Below are 19,813 nucleotides of genomic sequence, written 5' to 3' on the forward strand. Positions count from 1 at the left end.
CAATGTCGCCCGTTTTCGTGACAGTAGTTTGACAATCTCTCAGGAATCCCATGTTCGGTCGATTCATGCCCACCGAGGGCAAGTTCTTTGAACTCTTCAACGCGCACGCGAAGCACATCGTTTCCGGTGGCCGCGAGCTCGAACTGCTGATCGACAATCTCGCCGACGCCGAGATTCACAAGCAAAACGTGCAAACCGCCGAGAAGGCCGCTGACAAGCTGACGCACGAAGCGATCGATCTGCTGCACAAGACTTTCATCACGCCGCTCGATCGCGACGAGATCCACAAGCTCATCACGACGATGGACGACATCCTCGACCTGATGGAAGACGTCGCGACGGCCGTGTCGCTGTACGACGTGCGTGCCGTCACGTCCGAGGCGAGCCAGCTCGCGCACATCGTCACGCAGTCGGCCCAGCACGTGCAGCAGGCAGTCGGCATGCTGTCCGACATGAAGCAGTCGGCGCAGATCCTCAAGCAATGCGAGGAGATCGATCGCTGGGAATCGGAGGCTGACCGCGTGCTGCGCGCCGCGATGTCGAAACTGTTCCGCGAGGAAGACGACGTGAAGACGCTCATCAAGCTGAAGGCGATCTACGAGCTGCTCGAAGAGATCACCGACAAATGCGAAGACGTCGCGAACATCATCGAAGGCATCGTGCTGGAAAACGCCTGAGCGGACCACGATGCATTCGATACAACTTGCCCTATGGATGGTCGCGACGCTGGTGCTCGTCGCGCTCGTATTCGACTTCATGAACGGCTTCCACGACGCGGCGAACTCGATCGCCACCGTCGTGTCCACCGGGGTGCTGAAGCCGCAGCAGGCCGTGGTGTTCGCGGCCGCGTTCAACGTCATCGCCTATTTCATCTTCCACCTGAAAGTCGCGCAGACCGTCGGTAAAGGCACGATCGATCCCGAGATCGTCGACCACTACGTCGTGTTCGGCGCGCTGGTCGGTGCGATCGGCTGGAACGTGATCACCTGGTACTACGGGATTCCGTCGAGCTCGTCGCACGCGCTGATCGGTGGCCTCGTCGGCGCGGCGCTCGCGAAGTCCGGCTGGAGCTCGCTGAACATCGACGGGTTGATGAAGACCGTCGCGTTCATCTTCATTTCGCCGCTGCTCGGCTTCGTTCTCGGTTCGCTGTTCATGCTCGGCGTGTCGTGGCTGTATTTCCGCACCGCGCCAAGCAAGGTCGACCGGCGGTTCCGGCGGCTGCAGCTGCTGTCGGCCGGGCTGTACAGCCTCGGTCACGGGGGCAACGACGCGCAGAAGACGATCGGCATCATCTGGATGCTGCTGATCGCGTCTGGTTATGCGTCGGCCACGGCCGATGCGCCGCCCGCGTGGGTGATCGGCGCGTGCTACCTGTCGATGGGCCTCGGCACGCTGTTCGGCGGCTGGCGGATCGTGCGCACGATGGGCCAGAAGATCACGAAGCTCAAGCCGGTCGGCGGTTTCTGCGCGGAAAGCGGCGGTGCGATCACGCTGTTCATCGCGTCGTTCCTCGGTATTCCCGTATCGACGACGCACACGATCACCGGCGCGATCGTCGGTGTCGGCGCGACGCGCAAGCTGTCGGCCGTGCGCTGGGGTGTTGCCGGCAACATCGTGTGGGCGTGGGTGCTGACGATTCCGGCGTCCGCGCTGATCGCGGCCGGCGGATGGTGGCTCGGGCACCGGATCTTCTGATTCCGGCGCGCGACCCGGTCGCTGCTTCGACGCTACGAGCGCCGCATGCCGAAAGGCTGCGGCGCTTTTTCATGGGCGCGTGAAATCCGCTGGGGCGGGCGTATGGCGTATGGCGGAGGCCGCGTATCCCGTCGGTCAACGAGGCGTGGGGAGCGAGGAAGCGCATATTCGGCACGACAGGAGGACCTGCGTTGCCGGGCGAAGCGTCGGCGCGATGATGCGGTGTTTCGGATCGGGCGTCAGGCGCGGCGCGCCGATCCGGTGCGTCAGTAGCTTCCGTTGGCAAACCGCGCGATCGGATCGTCGGCGGTGCCGGTGGCGGCCCTGATGGGCGCCGATTGCGTCGATGCGCGCATGACCTGCACGGGCGCTGTTGGAGGCGCGGGCGCAGCGGCCGGTTCGTTCGACCAGGCCTGCTGGGCAGCGGCGCGGGCGGCAGGCGGCGGCTCGAACTTGTCGCCGGCGGCGGCGAGAGAATCGGACGGCTGGATCGCGATCGTCGGGATCGTCGTGCCGGCGGAGGTCACGGGCAGCTCGGACGGTTGAGCCGGCCTGTCGTTGCCGGCGGAGGACGTGGCGAACGGCGGTGAAATGGCACCGGCCGATTCGGCCTGCTGTTGCGCGGCGGCGATGCGCGGCGGTGGCGGTTCGAACGGATCGGCGGCCGCCACACGAGGCGTGGGCGCAGGCGCCGCTGCGACGACAGGCGCGGGTGCCGTTACCGGCCGTGCGGCCACGACGGCCGGGCGCGGTGCGGGAGCCGCCGATGCCCTGGCGGTCGCAACCGGGGCGGCGGCGAGTGCGGCGGCTGGTGCGGCCGGCTCGTCGCGCCGTGCTTCGTAGGTCGGCGCATCGAACGGCGTGGGCGTCGCACGCGGCGGTGCAACGCGGCGGATGCCGTCGAAGCGCTTTGCCCAATACGGATTCGTCAGGTAGTCGAGTCGAACGGTGCCGCCCGTCGACGGTGCGTTGACGAAGCGCAGCTTGCCGACATAAATGCCGACGTGCGAATGCGGCCGGCCGGTCGTGTTGAAGAAGATCAGGTCGCCCGGTGCAACCTGGTCGGGCTCGATCGATACGCCGCGCCCGCTCATGTCGGCGGTCGTGCGCGGCAGGTTCACGTCGGCCGCGCGGCCGATCACGTAGCGCACGAGCCCGCTGCAGTCGAAGCCGCTCGTCGGCGTATTGCCGCCCCAGCGATAAGGGACGCCGACGAGGCTCATCGCCTGGATCGAGATCTCTTCCTGGCCGACGCTGTGATCGACGAATTTCGGGAAATTGGCGGGAGCCGGGAACGCGCGCGGCGTCGTGATCTTCATTCCCGGCTCGCGCGATGCCGACTGCTGCGGCACGCTGGAGCAGGCCGCAAGCAGCGAAACGACGGCGACGGGAACCCAGATTCGAAGCATGGCAAGGCGGGCGAGCGCGGCACGCTCGCGAATCGTATGACAACGACAGACCCGATGGTAGACGCTCCAGCGGGGCTTAAGCAACCATTCTTGAGAATTTACTTGAAGTTTCGCGCGTAAACCGGGTTGTTGAGTGACGATGTGTTACCTGCGTTTCAGACCCCAAAATAAAAACGGCGCTCCGGAAACGGAGCGCCGCGATGCATCGAAAGCCGGCCGGAGGCCGGCATGCCGCGTTACAGGATGTCCGACGCGTAGTCGGCGAGCCGCGAACGTTCGCCGCGCGCGAGCGTCACGTGGCCGCTGTGGCCCCAGCCCTTGAAGCGGTCGACGACGTAGGTCAGGCCCGAGCTGCCTTCGGTCAGGTAAGGCGTGTCGATCTGCGCGATGTTGCCGAGGCACACGATCTTCGTGCCGGGGCCCGCGCGCGTGACGAGCGTCTTCATCTGCTTCGGCGTGAGGTTCTGCGCCTCGTCGATGATCAGGTACTTGTCGACGAACGTGCGGCCGCGCATGAAGTTCATGCTCTTCACCTTCAGGCGCGAACGGATCAGCTCCTGCGTCGCGGCACGGCCCCATTCGCCGGCTGCGTCGTCGGTCTTCTGCAGCACTTCGAGGTTGTCGTCGAATGCACCCATCCACGGCTGCATCTTCTCTTCCTCGGTGCCGGGCAGGAAACCGATGTCCTCGCCGACGGGCACGGTCGCGCGCGTCACGATGATCTCGTTGTAGCGCTTGTCGTCGAGCACCTGCGCGAGGCCGGCCGCGAGCGCGACGAGCGTCTTGCCGGTGCCGGCCTGGCCGAGCAGCGTGACGAAGTCGATCTCGGGGTTCATCAGCAGGTTCAGCGCGAAGTTCTGCTCGCGGTTGCGCGCGGTGATGCCCCACACGTTGTTCTTGTGGTGGCTGTAGTCGCGCAGCGTCTGCAGCAGCGCCGTCTTGCCGTTCAGTTCGCGGACGATCGCGTGGAACGTCGGCTCGCCGTTCTGCGGCTCGAGATAGACGAACTCGTTGACGAGCATCGACGCGACGAGCGGGCCCGTCACGCGGTAGTACGTGGTGCCCGTCTTCGTGTCCTGCCAGCTCTCCATGCCCTTCGCGTGCTTGGTCCAGAAATCCTGCGGCAGCTCGCGCACGCCGTTGTAGAGGAGATCCGAATCCTCGAGCACCTGGTCGTTGAAGTAGTCTTCCGCGGGCAGGCCGAGCGCGTGCGCCTTGATCCGCATGTTGATGTCTTTCGACACCAGCACGACCTGGCGGTCCGGCCGGTCGCGCTGCAGCGCGCGCACGACGCCGAGGATCTGGTTGTCGGCCTTGCCTGCGGGCAAGCCTTCGACCGGGGCGATGTCGGCGAGCTTCGTCTGGAAGTACAGGCGGCCGAGCGCCTCACGGCTGCCGAGACGCGACAGCGGGATGCCGGCCGTGATCGGGCCGCCGTCGGCGACGAGCGCGTCGAGCGTGCGGCTGACCTGGCGTGCGTTGCGCGCGACTTCGGACATCCCCTTCTTGTGGTTGTCGAGTTCCTCGAGCGTCATCATCGGCAGATAGACGTCGTGTTCCTCGAAGCGGAAGAGGCTGCTCGGGTCGTGCATCAGCACGTTGGTGTCGAGCACGAACAGTTTCTGCTGCTCGACTTCGGCGGGCTTGCGGCTGCGCGATTTCGTCGCGGCGCCTGCATCGCGCGCGGGCGTGGCGGCCGGTTTGTCGGCGGCCGGCTTGTCGTTGCGCGCGACGACCGGCGCCGCGGGTTCGGCGGGCGCCTGGATCGGCTGCAACAGTGCGGCTGTCTGTTTGGTCTTGCGGCCGCGGGCAGGTGTGCTCGCGGCCTCTTGCGCCGAAGACGCGACGGCGCGCAGCGGCGCGGCCGTGTTCGCGGCTTCGATCATCGGTTGGGCCACGCTGGCCGGGCCATAGTCACCGGCTGTGGATGCGTCCCCTTCGGCGGATTTTCTCGCGGCTTTCGCGGGCCGCGCTTTCGCCTTGTATTCGTCGGGCGGCAGCAGGCTGCCGAGCTTGCTGGGGGGAGTAGGCAAAGGCATGGTGTCCCTCGGGAGGAATCGTGTCGCATGGCATGCGCCGCTGATCGCATCCTGCGTGACGTAGACGCATGCAGTTTGCGCGCGGTGGCGCACAGGAAGTTCGTCTAGCCGGTTCGCCTAAGTGTCGATCAGCTCCTTGACGGGGTGAGGGCCGGACCGAGGGCCGGCGCGCAATCCATAAAAAAAGCCGCTGCCCCGTCGACAGGGGCATGCGGCTCGGCTGATACCGTCGTAATGCGCGTCAGGTGCCGGCAAGCATCGCAACGAGCACCGGCGCAGCTACGAGAAATATGGGGCGAACTGGCATTCATTGCGGCCCAATATAACGCGCCTCAAAGCGCTTGTACAGCACTTAGCACGTCGTCCACGTGGCCCGGTACCTTGATGCCGCGCCATGCCTGACGGAGCACGCCGTCGGCGTCGATCAGGAACGTCGAGCGCTCGATTCCGCGTACTTCCTTGCCATACATTTTCTTCATCTTGATGACATCGAACAACGCGCACAGCGCTTCGTCGGCATCGGAAATCAGCGGGAACGGCAGTTCGAGCTTTGCCTTGAAATTGTCATGCGAGCGCAGGCTGTCGCGCGACACGCCGATGACTTCCGCACCGGCTTTCTTGAACTTCGGATAGAGATCGCGGAACTGCAGCCCTTCGGTCGTGCAGCCCGGCGTGTTGTCCTTCGGATAGAAGTACAGCACGAGCTTCTTGCCCTTCAGGTCGGACAGCGAAATGTCGCCGCCCGTGGCCGGTGCGGTGAAATCGGGAACTTTACGGTCAACTTCGACAGACACGTGTTTCTCCTGTTGTTATGGAAAGGCGCCGCTGCAGCGGCGCGGTTCGGCCGGGCGTCGCGGCAGCGCGCCGCAAGGGCGGAGCGGGCGACGCCGGCTCGCGCGCGAACGTCAGTCGGGCTGGACGATCAGTTCGCCGGAGCGGCCGGGGATTTCGCCCCACGTGACAGGGTACGATGGCAGCGAGTCGCGGTCCAGCGTCGCGTGGTAGTCGCCCATCGTCGCAAACGTGTGGCCTTGCGCACGCCAGCCGGCGAGCAATTGCTCGAACACGGGCGCGAGCTTCTGGCCTTCCAGTTCCGCATGCAGCGTGAACACCTGGTCGTGCGGATTGGTTTCGGTGAACTTGAGGATGTGCGCGGCGACGTTGTGCGTGTCGACGCCGTCGATGCCGAGGACTTCGTCGAGCGTGGGCAGCGTGGTCGGCATTTGCACGTGCGACAGCGTGCGGCCGCCGACGACGGGCAGGTACGGCGAATGGCCGCGGCCGTCGGATGCGTAGCGCATCCCCCATGCGTCGATCTGCTCGAACGCCGAGTCGTTCATCTGCCAGCCGGCCGCGCCGTGCGTGACGGGCGGCGCGCCGAAGATCTCGATGAAGCGCGCGTGGCTCTTCTGCATTTCACGCGCGGTCCAGTCGCGATCGCGCACGCGGACGTTGTCCTGCCAGTACACGTGATCCCATGTGTGGATCCCGCATTCGAAGCCGGCTTCGTGAATCGCGCGCATGTCGCTGATCGCGCGGCGGCCGATGTCGGGGCCCGGCAGCAGCACGCCGTACATCAGCTGCTTCACGCCGTAGTGCTCGACCACCGACGTGCGCGACACTTTCTTCAGGAAGCCGGGGCGGAACACGCGCCGCAGCGCCCAGCCCGTGTGATCGGGCCCGAGGCTGAAGAGGAAGGTCGCGCGCGCATTGAAGCGGTCGAAGATGCGCGCGAGGTTCGGCACGCCTTCGCGCGTGCCGCGCAGCGTGTCGACGTCGATCTTGAGGACGATGCGAGCCAAGCGAACGTCCCGATCAGCCTTGCTGTTCGACGAGCGCGCGTGCGTCGGCGACGTGGCCGCGATACGCTTCGAAGATGTTGCGCAGCGCGTCGTCGAACGTCGCCTGCGGCGCCCAGCCGAGCTCCTGCATCGTGTTGTCGATCTTCGGCACGCGGTTCTGCACGTCCTGGTAGCCGTTGCCGTAGTAGGCGCCGGACGTCGTTTCGACGAGCTTCACCTGCTTGGCCGAATCGGCGTACTCGGGGAATTCCGCCGCCAGTTCGAGCATCTTGTGCGCGAGCTCGCGAACCGAGAAGTTGTTCTTCGGATTCCCGATGTTGTAGATCTTGCCCGACGCGACGCCGTCCTTGTTGTCGATGATCTTCATCAGCGCGCTGATGCCGTCGCCGATGTCGGTGAACGCGCGCTTCTGCGAACCGCCGTCGACGAGGCTGATGTTCTCGCCGCGCACGATGTGGCCGAGGAACTGCGTGACGACGCGCGAGCTGCCTTCCTTCGGCGTGTAGATCGAGTCGAGGCCCGGGCCGATCCAGTTGAACGGGCGGAACAGCGTGAAGTTCAGGCCTTCCATCCCGTAGCCCCAGATCACGCGGTCCATCAGCTGCTTCGAGCACGCGTAGATCCAGCGCGGCTTGTTGATCGGGCCGTAGGTGAGCGCCGATGCATCCGGGTCGAACTGTTCGTCCGAGCACATGCCGTAGACCTCGGAGGTCGACGGGAACACGAGGTGCTTGCCGTACTTGACGGCCGAACGCACGATCGGCAGGTTCGCCTCGAAGTCGAGTTCGAACACGCGCAGCGGCTGCTGGACGTAGGTGGCGGGCGTCGCGATCGCGACGAGCGGCAGGATCACGTCGCACTTCTTCACGTGATACTCGACCCACTCCTTGTTGATCGTGATGTCGCCTTCGAAGAAATGCATCCGCTCGTGGTTGACGAGATCGCCAAGCCGATCGGTCTGCATGTCCATGCCGAACACTTCCCAATCGGTGGTTTCAAGAATGCGCTTCGACAGGTGATGGCCGATGAAGCCGTTCACACCCAGGATCAGGACTTTTTTTGCTTTCATGAATGACGGGAAGAATGAATGAACTGCGCGAATTCCGCGGGCGTCACGACGGTTTCGCTGCCGTCGCGCTGCTGCCACAGCTCGAGAATGGATAGGGCGCGGCTGTCGCCGCAGACGCCGAATAGCGCATTATCGCTTACGTGCAGGCCGGGCGGCAAATCTGCCGCGGCGGCTGCTGCCGCACTGCCGGGCGCCGCGAGGCGCGCGCGCGCGATCACGAAACGCGTGCCGCCGACATCCGTGAACGCGCCGGGATACGGGGGCGCGACCGCGCGCACCAGGTTGTAGACCTGCGCGGCCGGTTTCGACCAGTCGACGCGGCCGTCCTCGGGCTTGCGCCCGCCGAAGTAGCTGCCGGTCGAAAGATCGTTCGGCAGGTGCGGCGCCTCGCCCGCGAGCAGCGCGGGCAGCACGCGCCAGAGCGTTTGCTCGGCGGCCACCGTGACCTTGTCGAACACTTGCGTGGCCGTGTCGTCCGGCAGGATCGGCACGGCAGTTTGGCCGATGATCGCGCCCGCGTCGGGCTTCGCGGCCATCTCGTGCAGCGTCGCGCCGGTTTCGGTCTCGCCGTTCAGCACGGCCCAGTTGGTCGGTACCCGACCCCGGTATTTCGGCAGCAGGGAACCGTGCATGTTGTACGCGCCGCGCGGCGCGATCGCGAGCAGGTCCACCGGCAGCATGTGGCGGTAGTAAAACGAGAAGATGAAATCCGGCTGCGCGTCAGATACCGCGCGGCGCAGCGCCGGATCGGCGGGATCGGCCGGCGTGACGACCGGAATGCCGTGCTCGGCCGCGACGGACGCGACGCTGCCGAACCAGATGTTCTCGTTCGGGTTGTCCTCGTGCGTGACGACGAGCGCGACGTCGACGCCGCGCGCGAGCAGCACCTGCAGGCACCGCACGCCGACGTTGTGATATGCGAAGACGACCGCGCGCGGCTTCATTGCGCGGCTCCCGCGCGGTTCGCGCCGGGCACCGCCGGCACGCCGTCGTGCTGTTCGAGCACGGCCTGGATCAGGTAGCGCGGCCGCGCGCGTACCTGCTGGTAGATGCGGCCGACGTATTCGCCGAGCAGGCCGAGCGCGAAGATGATCACGCCGAGCAGGAAGAACGTGATCGCGAACAGCGTGAACACGCCTTGCACTTCCGCGCCGACGATGAAGCGCCGCACGAGCAGCAGCACGAACAGCGCGGCGGAGCCGAGCGACAGGATCACGCCGATGAACGACAGCCACTGCAGCGGCACGACCGAGAAGCCCGTCACGAGGTCGAAGTTCAGCCGGATCAGGCTGTACAGCGAGTACTTCGACTCGCCTGCGAAGCGCTCCTCGTGCGCGACCTCGATTTCGGTCGGGTTCTGCGAGAACGTATACGCGAGCGCGGGGATGAACGTGTTGACTTCGCCGCACACGTTGATCGTGTCGATGATGCGGCGGCTGTACGCGCGCAGCATGCAGCCCTGGTCGGTCATCTTGATGCGCGTGATGCGCTCGCGCAGCCGGTTCATCATCTGCGACGCCTTGCGACGCCACAGGCTGTCCTGGCGCTGCTTGCGGATCGAGCCGACGTAGTCGTAGCCTTCGCGCATCTTCGCGATCAGCTTGCCGATTTCCTCGGGCGGGTTCTGCAGATCGGCGTCGAGCGTGATGACGATCTCGCCGCGCGACTGCGCGAAGCCCGCGAGGATCGCCATGTGCTGGCCGTAGTTGCCGTTGAGCAGCACGACGCGCGTCGTGTCGGGGCGCACGTGGAACTGATCGGCGAGCATCGCGGCCGAGCGGTCGCGGCTGCCGTCGTTGATCAGGATCACTTCGTATGACGTGTCGAGTGCGTCGAGCGCCGGATACAGCCGCGCGAACAGCGCGGCGAGGCCGTCTTCCTCGTTGTACACGGGGATGATGATCGATACTTCGGGCCGGCCGGCGTCCAGGTGCCCGGCGCCCGGATGCCCGGCGCGTGCTTCAAGGTGACTCATGTACGCTTATTTTCCGTATTGTTCGCAAATCTGGTTGATGGCGTCGACCACGCGACGCACGTCGCCTTCCGTCATCTGCGTGAAGAGCGGCAGCGTGACGGTCGACGCGCCGTACCGTTCGGCGTGGGGGAACATGCCCTCCTTGAAGCCGCGCGCACGGTACAGCGTGAAAAGATGGATCGCCGGGTAGTGGATGCCCGTGCCGATGCCGCGCTCCTTCATCTGCGCCATGAACTCGGCGCGGGTGATCGTCAGCCGCTCGAGCGGCAGCGTGACGAGGAACATGTGCCAGTTGCCGTTCTGGAATTCGGCGAGCGGCAGGCCGAGGCCGAGCTTCACGGCCGCACCGCCGTCGAACGCGGCGAAATACGCGCGGGCGAGCGCATGGCGCTGCGCGGTGAAGCGCTCGAGGTGCGGCAGCTGGCCAAGGCCGACGCGCGCGGCGACGTCGGTCAGGTTGTACTTGCCGCCGAGCACGTCGCAGTCCATCCCGTCGAAGCCGGTGCGCGTGATGCCCTGCAGCCGGTATTTCTGTGCGAGCGTCGCCTCGTCCTCGTTGTTCAGCACGAGCGCGCCGCCTTCGATCGTCGTCAGGTTCTTGTTCGCGTGGAAGCTGAACGACACGATGTCGCCGATCGCGCCGATGCGCTTGCCGTTCCACGACGAGCCGAGCGCCTGAGCGGCATCTTCGATCACGCGCAGGTTGTGCGCGCGTGCGATCGCGTATAGACGATCCATATCGACCGGCAGGCCGGCGAGGTAGACCGGGATGATCGCCTTCGTGCGCGGCGTGATCGCCTGCTCGAGCTTGTCGAGGTCGATGTTGCGGGTGACGGGATCGATGTCGGCGAATACGGGCGTCGCGCCCGTCTCGAGGATCACGTTGCTGGTCGAGACCCACGACGCCGGCGTCGTGATCACCTCGTCGCCGGCGCCGACGCCCGCGATGCGCAGGCCGATCTCGAGCGTGCAGGTGCCCGAATTGAAGGCGCGGACCGGGCGGCCGCCGCAATACTCGGACAGCGCCGCTTCGAATTTCTGGCTCTGCGGGCCGGTGGTGATCCAGCCCGAGCGCAGCACTTCGACGACGCCCTGGATCGTTTCCTCATCGATTTCAGGGCGGGTGAACGGCAGAAACGGAGCGGTAGTCTGGCTCATGAACGCTTTTAGCCTGTAATGGCGTGTAATAAAAGGGTCGGGCGATCCCGTCCGAAACCGGCATTAAACACCGGTTGGCGGATTCGCACCGTGATTTTTTGTAGGCGGCCGCTTAACGTCGCATGACGCCGCGAGGCATGCTCAGCTTCGCGCGAGCACGAGCACGCCGATCAGGATGATGCCGATGCCGATGAGCCGCTGGACCGACAGCACCTCGCCGAACAGGTACCAGGCCGCGAACGCGTTGACGACGTAGCCGAGCGACAGCATCGGGTACGCGATCGACACGTCGACCCGCGACAGCCCGACGATCCACACGACGACGCTCAGCACGTAGCAGCCGAGGCCGCCGATGATCGGCAACTGGGTCGCGATCTTCAGGCCGACCGGGATGATGTTCGCACGGCTGAATTCGAAGTGTCCAACGGCGTTGACGCCGGCTTTCAGCAGAAGTTGCGCACAGGCGTTGAGCATCACGCCGGTGATGATGCAGACGAACGAAACGGGATTCATGCGACGGGCGTCCTTACGATTGCGGTTTCTCGACGATCACGCGGCGGTTGTCGCGCGCGATCACGCGCATCGGCACGCCTTGCTTGACCAGCGCGTCGTACTGGCCGGGCGGCATGATCGCGAGCGCGTGGGTTTCCTGTTTCCAGCGCGTGATCCACTCGTCGACGGTCGGGACCCACTTGTTCGGCTCGACCGAGATCCCGAACGCCAGCTCGTCCTGGCGCTGGACCATGATCGTCGTGTGGCCCATGTAGAACGGGAACGTGTGATCGAGCATCTCGATCGAGTAGAACGGCGTGTCGGGCGGCAGCTTCGCCAGCTCGGCGCGCACGGCGGGCGCGAGCAGCGCGCCCGAACTGTAGCGGCCGAACTCGTCGTGCCCGGTGCCGCCGATCGTGCCGAACGCGAGCCAGGCGGCGCCGAACGCGGCGAGCGCGGCGGCGACGCCGGCGCGGCGGTTCAGCCACGCGGCCGCGAGCGTCAGCGCGGCCGAGACCGCGAGGCCCGCGTACAGCCACATCTGGAACGCGCGGTACAGCGCGTTCGGCGTGCGGGCATCGCCCTGGTACGCAAGGAAAATGATCCCGAACGCCGCGACGACGAAGAACACGAGGTAGCCGAGCAGGTGGCGGCGGAAGCGGTCGGCCGACATCAGCGGCAGGTACGCGCCGATGATCAGCGCGAGCGCCGGTGCGACCGGCAGCACGTACGAGATCAGCTTCGAATGCGACGCACTGAAGAACAGGAAGATGAACGCGCTCCAGATCAGCAGCACGAGCATCGGCGAGAAGCCGTTCGGCTGGCGCGGCATCCGCAGCGCATGGCGGATGCTCTGCCACACGACCGACAGCCACGGCAGGAAGCCGACCAGCAGTACCGGCACGAAGTAGTAGAGCGGGCCCGGGCGGTTCTGTTCCGGGGTCAGGTACCGGCGGAACTGCTGGACGACGAAGAAGAAGTTGAAGAACTCGGGGTTGCGCTGCTGGACGAGCACGAACCACGGCGTGACGATCGCGAAGAAGATCACGAGGCCGCTGACGAGGTACAGGCGCTTCCACAGCGCCCAGTCACGCGCGATCAGCGTATAGAGCACGAGCACGGCGCCGGGCAGGATCAGGCCGACGAGGCCCTTCGACAGTACCGCGAACGCCATGGCGGCCCAGCACGCCCACATCCAGCCGCGCACGGCGGCCGGGCGCAACCCGGGCCGCTGCGCGAGCAGCAGCGAGCAGAGCGACAGCGCCATCCAGAACGCGAGCCCCATGTCGAGCGCGTTGAAGTGGCCCATCAGGTTCCAGTACGGCGCGCTGGCGAGCACGACGGCCGCGAGGAAGCCGGACAACGGGTTGAACAGGCGCGCGCCGGTGTAGCCGACGAGCAGCACGCCGGCGAAGCTGGCCAGCGCCGTGTAGAGGCGCGCCTGCCACTCGCCGATGCCGAACCACGCGAACGTCAGCGCGTTCAGCCAGGTCTGCAGCGGCGGCTTCTCGAAGTACTTGTAGCCGTTGTAGCGCGGCGTGATCCAGTCGCCGGTGACGAACATCTCGCGCGCCATCTCCGCGTAGCGGCCTTCGTCGCTCGGGATCAGGTGGCGCAGCCCGAGCGGCGCGAACCAGACGATCGCGAGCGCGACGAGCAGGAGGACGAGCGTGATGCGGTTGAGCGGTAGCCTCGACGGCGTATCGTTCATGGATTTTCAGCCTGTTGGTTGTTGAGACGGGCCGCCGGCGGGTTGCGCCGGGGGCGGGCGGCCTGGCCGGCTCGATCCGGGGATCGACCCGGTGCGCCGGCCCGAGTTTTACCGCATCGGGGATTAACGTTCAATTAAGAGCGCGGCGGCAACTTTGCGGCCCTCGGCCATCAGGATGTTGTAGGTGCGGCACGCGGCCTGGAAATCCATCGTCTCGACGCCGATCCGCTTGGCCGTGAGCGCGGCGACGAGCCGCGGGTGCGGGAAGCGCAGCCGTGAGCCGCTGCCGAAGATCACGAGTTCGGGCGGCGGGTCGAGCAGCATCGCGAAATGCTCGGGCGCGAGGTCGTCGAACGACGACACGGGCCATGCCTGGACCGGCGCGCCGGGCAGCACGATGACGCTCGTTTCGTGGCGTTCGAGATTGACGTCGACATAATCGGGGCCGTAGCCGGTGACGGTGTTGAGCGCGCCGCTCGCGTCCTGGTGCAGTTTCAAATCGGTATTCCGCGGGTCCGTAGGGGAATGTGTCGCAGGGCCACACGGGCCCGGGTGGCCGGTTTCACGCTGCTGCGCACGCGGGACGCCTGACGGCGCGGGCCCGGCGCGGCTATGGTGCATTGCGAAAGTCGGCCAAAATCCGCTAAATTATAACTTTTTGGTCGCCCCCGGGCGCCACTTGCGTCGTGCGTCGCCACAAGCCGCGTCCGACCGCCCGCTTTTTCCCAGTCTAGACAGCGCGCACAGACCGGCCGCTTTCCAGTTTTGATCCCGTCCCCCCGGCCGCAAGGCCAACCCAGGAACCGTGTCGTCGTGAAACCGATTCAGAAGTCGAACAAGCTGCTCAACGTCTGCTACGACATCCGTGGCCCGGTACTCGAGCACGCCAAGCGCCTCGAGGAAGAAGGCCACCGCATCATCAAGCTGAACATCGGCAACCTCGCGTCGTTCGGCTTCGACGCGCCGGACGAGATCATCCAGGACATGATCCGCAACCTGCCGGCTTCGTCGGGCTACTCGGATTCGAAAGGCGTGTTCTCGGCCCGCAAGGCCGTGATGCACTACACGCAGGAAAAGGGCGTCGTGGGCGTCGGACTCGACGACATCTACATCGGCAACGGCGCGTCCGAGCTGATCGTGATGGCGACCCAGGCGCTGCTGAACGACGGCGACGAAGTGCTGCTGCCGGCACCCGACTACCCGCTGTGGACGGCCGCCGTGAGCCTGTCGGGCGGCACGCCCGTGCACTACGTCTGCGACGAGCAGAACGCGTGGATGCCCGATCTCGACGACATCCGCAGCAAGATCACGCCGAACACGAAGGCGATCGTCGTGATCAACCCGAACAACCCGACGGGTGCGCTTTATTCCGACGAATTGCTGCTGGAGCTGATCGAGATCGCGCGCCAGCACGGTCTGATCATCTTCGCCGACGAGGTGTACGACAAGATCGTCTACGACGGCCTCGAACACACGGCGATCGGCGCGCTGTCGGAGGACGTGATCACCGTCACGTTCAACAGCCTGTCGAAGAGCTATCGCTCGTGCGGCTACCGCGCGGGCTGGATGGCCGTGTCGGGCCTCGGCGGCGACAACCGCCGGCATGCGAAGGACTACCTCGAGGGGCTCGGCATCCTGTCGTCGATGCGCCTGTGCGCGAACGTGCCGGGGCAGTTCGCGATCCAGACGGCGCTCGGCGGCTACCAGAGCATCAACGAGCTGATCGTGCCGAGCGGGCGCCTGTACAAGCAGCGCGAACTCGCGTATGACATGCTCACGTCGATTCCCGGCGTGACCTGCGTGAAACCGCAGGCCGCGCTGTACATGTTCCCGCGCCTCGATCCGAAGATCTATCCGATCCAGAACGACCAGCAGTTCATACTCGACCTCCTGCTCGAAGAGCGCGTGCTGCTCGTGCAGGGGACGGGCTTCAACTGGGCGACACCGGACCACTTCCGCGTGGTTTTCCTGCCGAACCTCGAAGACCTGACCGATTCGATCAACCGGATCGCACGCTTCCTCGACGGCTACCGCAAGCGCCATTCGGCCTGAGCGGGCAGGACCACACGGAACCCATTACTTCTTACTCATCGATCACACGCAGCATGGAACCGATCAAAGTTGGCCTGTTGGGCTTCGGCACGGTGGGCAGCGGCACCTTCACGGTGCTGCGCCGCAACCAGGAAGAAATCAAGCGACGCGCGGGGCGCGGCATCGAGGTGGCGCGCATTGCCGTGCGCAACCCGGCCAAGGCGCAGGCTGCGCTCGGCGGCGACGCCGCCACCGCGCAAATCACCGACGATTTCAATTCGGTCGTCGACGATCCGTCGATCGCGATCATCGCCGAGATGATCGGCGGCACGGGCATCGCGCGCGAGCTCGTGCTGCGCGCGATCGCGAACGGCAAGCACGTCGTGACGGCGAACAAGGCGCTGCTCGCGGTGCACGGCACCGAGATTTTCGAAGCCGCGCGCGAGAAGGGCGTGATGGTCGCGTTCGAGGCGGCCGTCGCCGGCGGCATCCCGATCATCAAGGCGTTGCGCGAAGGCCTGACCGCAAACCGCATCCAGTACATCGCCGGCATCATCAACGGCACGACCAACTACATCCTGTCGGAAATGCGCGACCGCGGGCTCGACTTCGCGACCGCGCTGAAGGCTGCGCAGGAGCTCGGTTACGCGGAGGCCGATCCGACCTTTGACATCGAAGGCGTCGACGCCGCGCACAAGGCGACGATCATGAGCGCGATCGCGTTCGGCGTGCCGGTCCAGTTCGAGCGCGCATACGTCGAGGGCATCAGCAAGCTCGACGCAACCGACATCCGCTACGCGGAAGAGCTCGGCTACCGGATCAAGCTGCTCGGCATCACGCGCCGTGCGAAAAACGGTATCGAGTTGCGCGTGCATCCGACGCTGATCCCGGAGAAGCGCCTGCTCGCGAACGTCGAAGGTGCGATGAACGCGGTCGTCGTGCACGGCGACGCGGTCGGCACGACGCTGTACTACGGCAAGGGCGCGGGCGCGGAGCCGACCGCGTCGGCGGTCGTCGCGGATCTCGTCGACGTCACGCGCCTGCATACGGCCGACCCCGAGCATCGCGTGCCGCACCTCGCGTTCCAGCCCGACAGCCTGTCGAACACGCCGATCTTGCCGATCGAAGAAGTGACGAGCGGCTACTACCTGCGCCTGCGGGTGGCTGACCAGACCGGTGTGCTCGCCGCCATCACGCGCATCCTCGCCGAATCGGGCATCTCGATCGACGCGCTGTTGCAGAAGGAATCGGAGCAGGTCGACGGCGCGAACGGCGAGACCGACATCATCCTGATCACGCACGAGACGATCGAGAAGAACGTCAACGCGGCGATCGCGCAGATCGAGAGCCTCGCGACGGTCGTGTCGAAGGTGACGAAGCTGCGCATGGAAGCGCTGAACTGAGCGCGCTGAGGACGAACCCATGAACTACATCTCCACGCGCGGCGCCGGCATCGGCGAGCGCCATACGTTCTCCGACATCCTGCTCGGCGGTCTCGCGAAGGACGGCGGGCTCTACCTGCCGTCCGAGTACCCGAAGGTGTCCGCCGACGAGCTCGCGCGCTGGCGCACGCTGTCGTACGCGGATCTCGCCTTCGAGATCCTGTCGAAGTTCTGCGACGACGTGCCGGCCGACGACCTGCGCGCGATCACGCGCCGCACGTACACGGCTGCCGTGTACAGCAACACGCGCCACGGCGAGAACGCCGCCGACATCACGCCGCTGAAGACGCTCGGTACCGAGAACGGCGCGGCGCTGTCGCTGCTCGAACTGTCGAACGGCCCGACGCTCGCGTTCAAGGACATGGCGATGCAGCTGCTCGGCAACCTGTTCGAGTACACGCTCGCGAAGCACGGCGAGGCGCTGAACATCCTCGGCGCGACGTCGGGCGACACGGGCAGCGCGGCCGAGTATGCGATGCGCGGCAAGGCCGGCGTGCGCGTATTCATGCTGTCGCCGCACAAGAAGATGAGCGCGTTCCAGACGGCCCAGATGTTCAGCCTGCAGGATCCGAACATCTTCAACCTCGCGGTCGAAGGCGTGTTCGACGATTGCCAGGACATCGTGAAGGCCGTGTCGAACGACCACGCGTTCAAGGCGCAGCAGAAGATCGGCACCGTCAACTCGATCAACTGGGCGCGCGTCGTCGCGCAGGTCGTGTACTACTTCAAGGGCTATTTCGCGGCGACGCAGTCCAACGACGAGCGCGTGTCGTTCACGGTGCCGTCGGGCAACTTCGGCAACGTGTGCGCTGGCCACATCGCGCGCATGATGGGCCTGCCGATCGCGAAGCTCGTGGTCGCGACCAACGAGAACGACGTGCTCGACGAGTTCTTCCGCACGGGCGCGTATCGCGTGCGCAGCGCCGAGAACACGTATCACACGAGTAGCCCGAGCATGGACATCTCGAAGGCGTCCAACTTCGAGCGCTTCGTGTTCGACCTGCTCGGCCGCGATCCGGCGCGCGTGATGCAACTGTTCCGCGACGTCGAGGAGAAGGGCGGCTTCGATCTCGCGGCGAGCGGTGATTTTTCGCGCGTCGCCGAGTTCGGTTTCGTGTCGGGCCGCAGCAGTCACATCGATCGCATCGCAACGATTCGCGACGTGTTCTCGCGCTACGACACGATGATCGATACGCACACGGCCGACGGCGTGAAGGTCGCGCGCGAGCATCTCGACGCGGGCGTGCCGATGGTCGTGCTCGAGACGGCACAGCCGATCAAGTTCGGCGAGACGATCCGCGAAGCGCTCGATCGCGAAGCCGAGCGGCCGGCCGCATTCGACGGGCTCGAGGCGCTGCCGCAGCGTTTCGAGGTCGTGAAGGCCGACGCACAGCAGGTGAAGGGCTTCATCGCCGCGCATACGGGCGCATGACGCACGGCCGGGCCGCTGGCCCGGCAGCGCAGGACGGCCGGAATGCCGATTCGTCGAACGGATCGGGGTTCCGGCCGTTTCATTTGGCGGGTTCGGCGGCGCGGTTCCGCGATGCGTGTGCGTTTTGCGGCGCGCCGCGTGTCTGCCGCCGCAACTCGTCCGAAACGAAACCAGTGCCAGACCCGCGCATTCGCGACGATCACAGTTTCCGCATGACCGCCATATCGCGCGTCCGCGCGACGGCGTCGCTACAATGACGTATTGAATCCAACGATCCCCGATTCCATCGATGTCGAACCCGAATCCCGCGGCGCCGCGCGCGCCGATGCTGTCGACCGCCGAAGCGCTCGCCGCGCTGCTCGATGCCGCGAAGCCGCTGGCCGGCACCGAAACCGTCGCCACGCTCGATGCGCTCGGCCGCGTGCTGGCCACCGACGTGAGCTCGCCGCTCGATGTGCCGCCGATGCATACGAGCGCGATGGACGGTTATGCGGTGCGCGTCGCCGATCTGTTGCACGGCGAGCGGCGTTTGCCCGTGTCGCAGCGCATTCCGGCCGGCCATCCGGCCGCGCCGCTCGCGGCGGGCACGGCTGCGCGGATCTTCACCGGCGCGACGGTGCCGCCCGGCGCCGATGCCGTCGTGATGCAGGAGCAGGCGTCGGCCGAAGGCGATGCGGTCGAGATCCTGCATACGCCGAAGGCGGGTGAGTGGATTACCGCGCAGGGTGCGGATATCCGGCAAGGCTCGGTGATCCTGCCGGCCGGCACGCGGCTCACGCCGCAGGCGCTCGGCCTCGCGGCGTCGGTCGGCTGCGCGCAGTTGCAGGTCGCGCGCCGGCTTCGCGTCGCGGTGTTCTTCACCGGCGACGAGCTGACGATGCCGGGCGAGCCGCTGAAGCCCGGCGCGATCTACAACTCGAACCGCTTCACGCTGCGCGGGCTGCTGGAGCGGCTCGGCTGCCACGTGACCGACTACGGGATCGTGCCCGATTCGCTCGCCGCGACGCGCGACACGCTGCGCGAGGCCGCGCGCGATCACGACGTGATCCTGACGAGCGGCGGCGTATCGGTCGGCGACGAGGATCACGTGAAGCCGGCCGTCGAAGCCGAAGGGCGGCTCGCGCTGTGGCAGATCGCGATGAAGCCCGGCAAGCCGCTCGCGTACGGCGCGGTGCGCCGCGGCGACGGCCGCGCCGATGCGCACTTCATCGGATTGCCGGGCAACCCCGTGTCGAGCTTCGTCACGTTCCTGCTGTTCGTCCGGCCGTTCCTGCTGCGCCTGTCCGGCGTGCGCGACGTCGCGCCGCGCGCGCTGTCGCTGCGCGCCGATTTTTCGCAGAACAAGGGCGATCGCCGCAACGAATTCCTGCGCGCGCGCGTGAACGCGGCCGGCGGCCTCGATCTGTTCCCGAACCAGAGCTCGGCGGTACTGACGTCGACGGTCTGGGGCGACGGCCTGATCGACAATCCGCCGCAGCACGCGATCAGCGCGGGCGAGACCGTGCGTTTCATTCCGTTTTCCGAACTGCTGTCGTAACGCGACGGCTTCCCGAAC

The 19,813-nt window shown here is 66.1% G+C and carries 17 protein-coding genes and 1 pseudogene; 7 read left to right on the forward strand and 11 right to left on the reverse strand.

Going from position 1 to position 19,813, the window contains the following annotated elements; all coding sequences use genetic code 11:
• Positions 1-50 precede the first annotated feature (50 nt).
• Complete coding sequence (locus BBJ41_RS02650) at positions 51-677, forward strand: DUF47 domain-containing protein (protein WP_069745194.1); 627 nt, start codon at positions 51-53, stop codon at positions 675-677.
• Between the two features lie 10 nt (positions 678-687).
• Positions 688-1,698, forward strand: coding sequence for an inorganic phosphate transporter (locus BBJ41_RS02655; RefSeq protein WP_069745195.1), 1,011 nt, complete (start codon positions 688-690; stop codon positions 1,696-1,698).
• A gap of 266 nt (positions 1,699-1,964) precedes the next feature.
• Here BBJ41_RS02655 and BBJ41_RS02660 read toward each other — a convergent pair whose 3' ends face one another.
• Entirely contained in the window at positions 1,965-3,107 is a 1,143-nt protein-coding gene (locus BBJ41_RS02660; RefSeq protein ID WP_069745196.1) for a C40 family peptidase, read from the reverse strand.
• Between the two features lie 236 nt (positions 3,108-3,343).
• Positions 3,344-5,146 carry a PhoH family protein gene (locus BBJ41_RS02665; protein WP_069745197.1) on the reverse strand — a complete coding sequence of 601 codons (1,803 nt, stop codon included), beginning with the start codon at positions 5,144-5,146 and terminating at the stop codon, positions 3,344-3,346.
• Here BBJ41_RS02665 and BBJ41_RS41980 point away from each other — a divergent pair.
• Positions 5,042-5,286: pseudogene (locus tag BBJ41_RS41980) on the forward strand (hypothetical protein); the annotation flags it as partial. The gene BBJ41_RS02665 and the pseudogene BBJ41_RS41980 sit on opposite strands and share 105 nt — an antisense overlap.
• A gap of 192 nt (positions 5,287-5,478) precedes the next feature.
• On the opposite strand, the gene BBJ41_RS02670 reads toward BBJ41_RS41980, so the two are convergent.
• From BBJ41_RS02670 to BBJ41_RS02710, 9 genes are all read right to left on the reverse strand, one after another.
• Entirely contained in the window at positions 5,479-5,940 is a 462-nt protein-coding gene (locus tag BBJ41_RS02670; protein ID WP_069745198.1) for a peroxiredoxin, read from the reverse strand.
• Between the two features lie 111 nt (positions 5,941-6,051).
• Positions 6,052-6,948, reverse strand: coding sequence for a polysaccharide deacetylase family protein (locus BBJ41_RS02675; protein WP_069745199.1), 897 nt, complete (start codon positions 6,946-6,948; stop codon positions 6,052-6,054).
• Between the two features lie 13 nt (positions 6,949-6,961).
• Entirely contained in the window at positions 6,962-8,017 is a 1,056-nt protein-coding gene (locus BBJ41_RS02680) for a bifunctional UDP-4-keto-pentose/UDP-xylose synthase (protein WP_011352307.1), read from the reverse strand.
• Positions 8,014-8,961, reverse strand: coding sequence for a formyltransferase (locus tag BBJ41_RS02685; protein ID WP_069745200.1), 948 nt, complete (start codon positions 8,959-8,961; stop codon positions 8,014-8,016). Before BBJ41_RS02685 ends, BBJ41_RS02680 begins: the two co-directional genes overlap by 4 nt.
• Positions 8,958-9,992 (reverse strand): glycosyltransferase, encoded by a 1,035-nt coding sequence (locus BBJ41_RS02690; RefSeq protein ID WP_069745201.1) that lies wholly within the window; start codon positions 9,990-9,992, stop codon positions 8,958-8,960. Before BBJ41_RS02690 ends, BBJ41_RS02685 begins: the two co-directional genes overlap by 4 nt.
• Positions 9,993-9,998: 6 nt before the next feature.
• Complete coding sequence (locus tag BBJ41_RS02695; protein ID WP_069745202.1) at positions 9,999-11,150, reverse strand: DegT/DnrJ/EryC1/StrS family aminotransferase; 1,152 nt, start codon at positions 11,148-11,150, stop codon at positions 9,999-10,001.
• 141 nt (positions 11,151-11,291) lie between these two features.
• Positions 11,292-11,663, reverse strand: coding sequence for an EamA family transporter (locus BBJ41_RS02700; protein WP_069745203.1), 372 nt, complete (start codon positions 11,661-11,663; stop codon positions 11,292-11,294).
• 13 nt (positions 11,664-11,676) lie between these two features.
• Positions 11,677-13,353 carry a glycosyltransferase family 39 protein gene (locus BBJ41_RS02705; protein WP_069745204.1) on the reverse strand — a complete coding sequence of 559 codons (1,677 nt, stop codon included), beginning with the start codon at positions 13,351-13,353 and terminating at the stop codon, positions 11,677-11,679.
• Between the two features lie 123 nt (positions 13,354-13,476).
• Positions 13,477-13,851: an Mth938-like domain-containing protein gene (locus BBJ41_RS02710; RefSeq protein WP_069745205.1), complete on the reverse strand. Its 375-nt coding sequence runs from the start codon at positions 13,849-13,851 to the stop codon at positions 13,477-13,479.
• 315 nt (positions 13,852-14,166) lie between these two features.
• On the opposite strand from BBJ41_RS02710, the gene BBJ41_RS02715 reads away from it, so the two are divergent.
• The 4 genes from BBJ41_RS02715 (at position 14,167) to BBJ41_RS02730 (ending at position 19,795) form a co-directional block, all read left to right on the forward strand.
• Positions 14,167-15,405 carry a pyridoxal phosphate-dependent aminotransferase gene (locus BBJ41_RS02715; RefSeq protein ID WP_069745206.1) on the forward strand — a complete coding sequence of 413 codons (1,239 nt, stop codon included), beginning with the start codon at positions 14,167-14,169 and terminating at the stop codon, positions 15,403-15,405.
• Between the two features lie 53 nt (positions 15,406-15,458).
• Complete coding sequence (locus BBJ41_RS02720) at positions 15,459-16,787, forward strand: homoserine dehydrogenase (protein ID WP_069745207.1); 1,329 nt, start codon at positions 15,459-15,461, stop codon at positions 16,785-16,787.
• A 19-nt stretch (positions 16,788-16,806) separates the two neighbouring features.
• The gene (gene thrC, locus BBJ41_RS02725; RefSeq protein ID WP_069745208.1) at positions 16,807-18,258 is read left to right on the forward strand and encodes a threonine synthase; all 1,452 of its coding nucleotides are present in this window, start codon (positions 16,807-16,809) and stop codon (positions 18,256-18,258) included.
• A 289-nt stretch (positions 18,259-18,547) separates the two neighbouring features.
• Positions 18,548-19,795, forward strand: coding sequence for a molybdopterin molybdotransferase MoeA (locus BBJ41_RS02730; protein ID WP_069745209.1), 1,248 nt, complete (start codon positions 18,548-18,550; stop codon positions 19,793-19,795).
• Positions 19,796-19,813: the final 18 nt, after the last annotated feature.

This window comes from Burkholderia stabilis, assembly GCF_001742165.1.
In the GTDB taxonomy this organism is placed as follows: domain Bacteria; phylum Pseudomonadota; class Gammaproteobacteria; order Burkholderiales; family Burkholderiaceae; genus Burkholderia; species Burkholderia stabilis.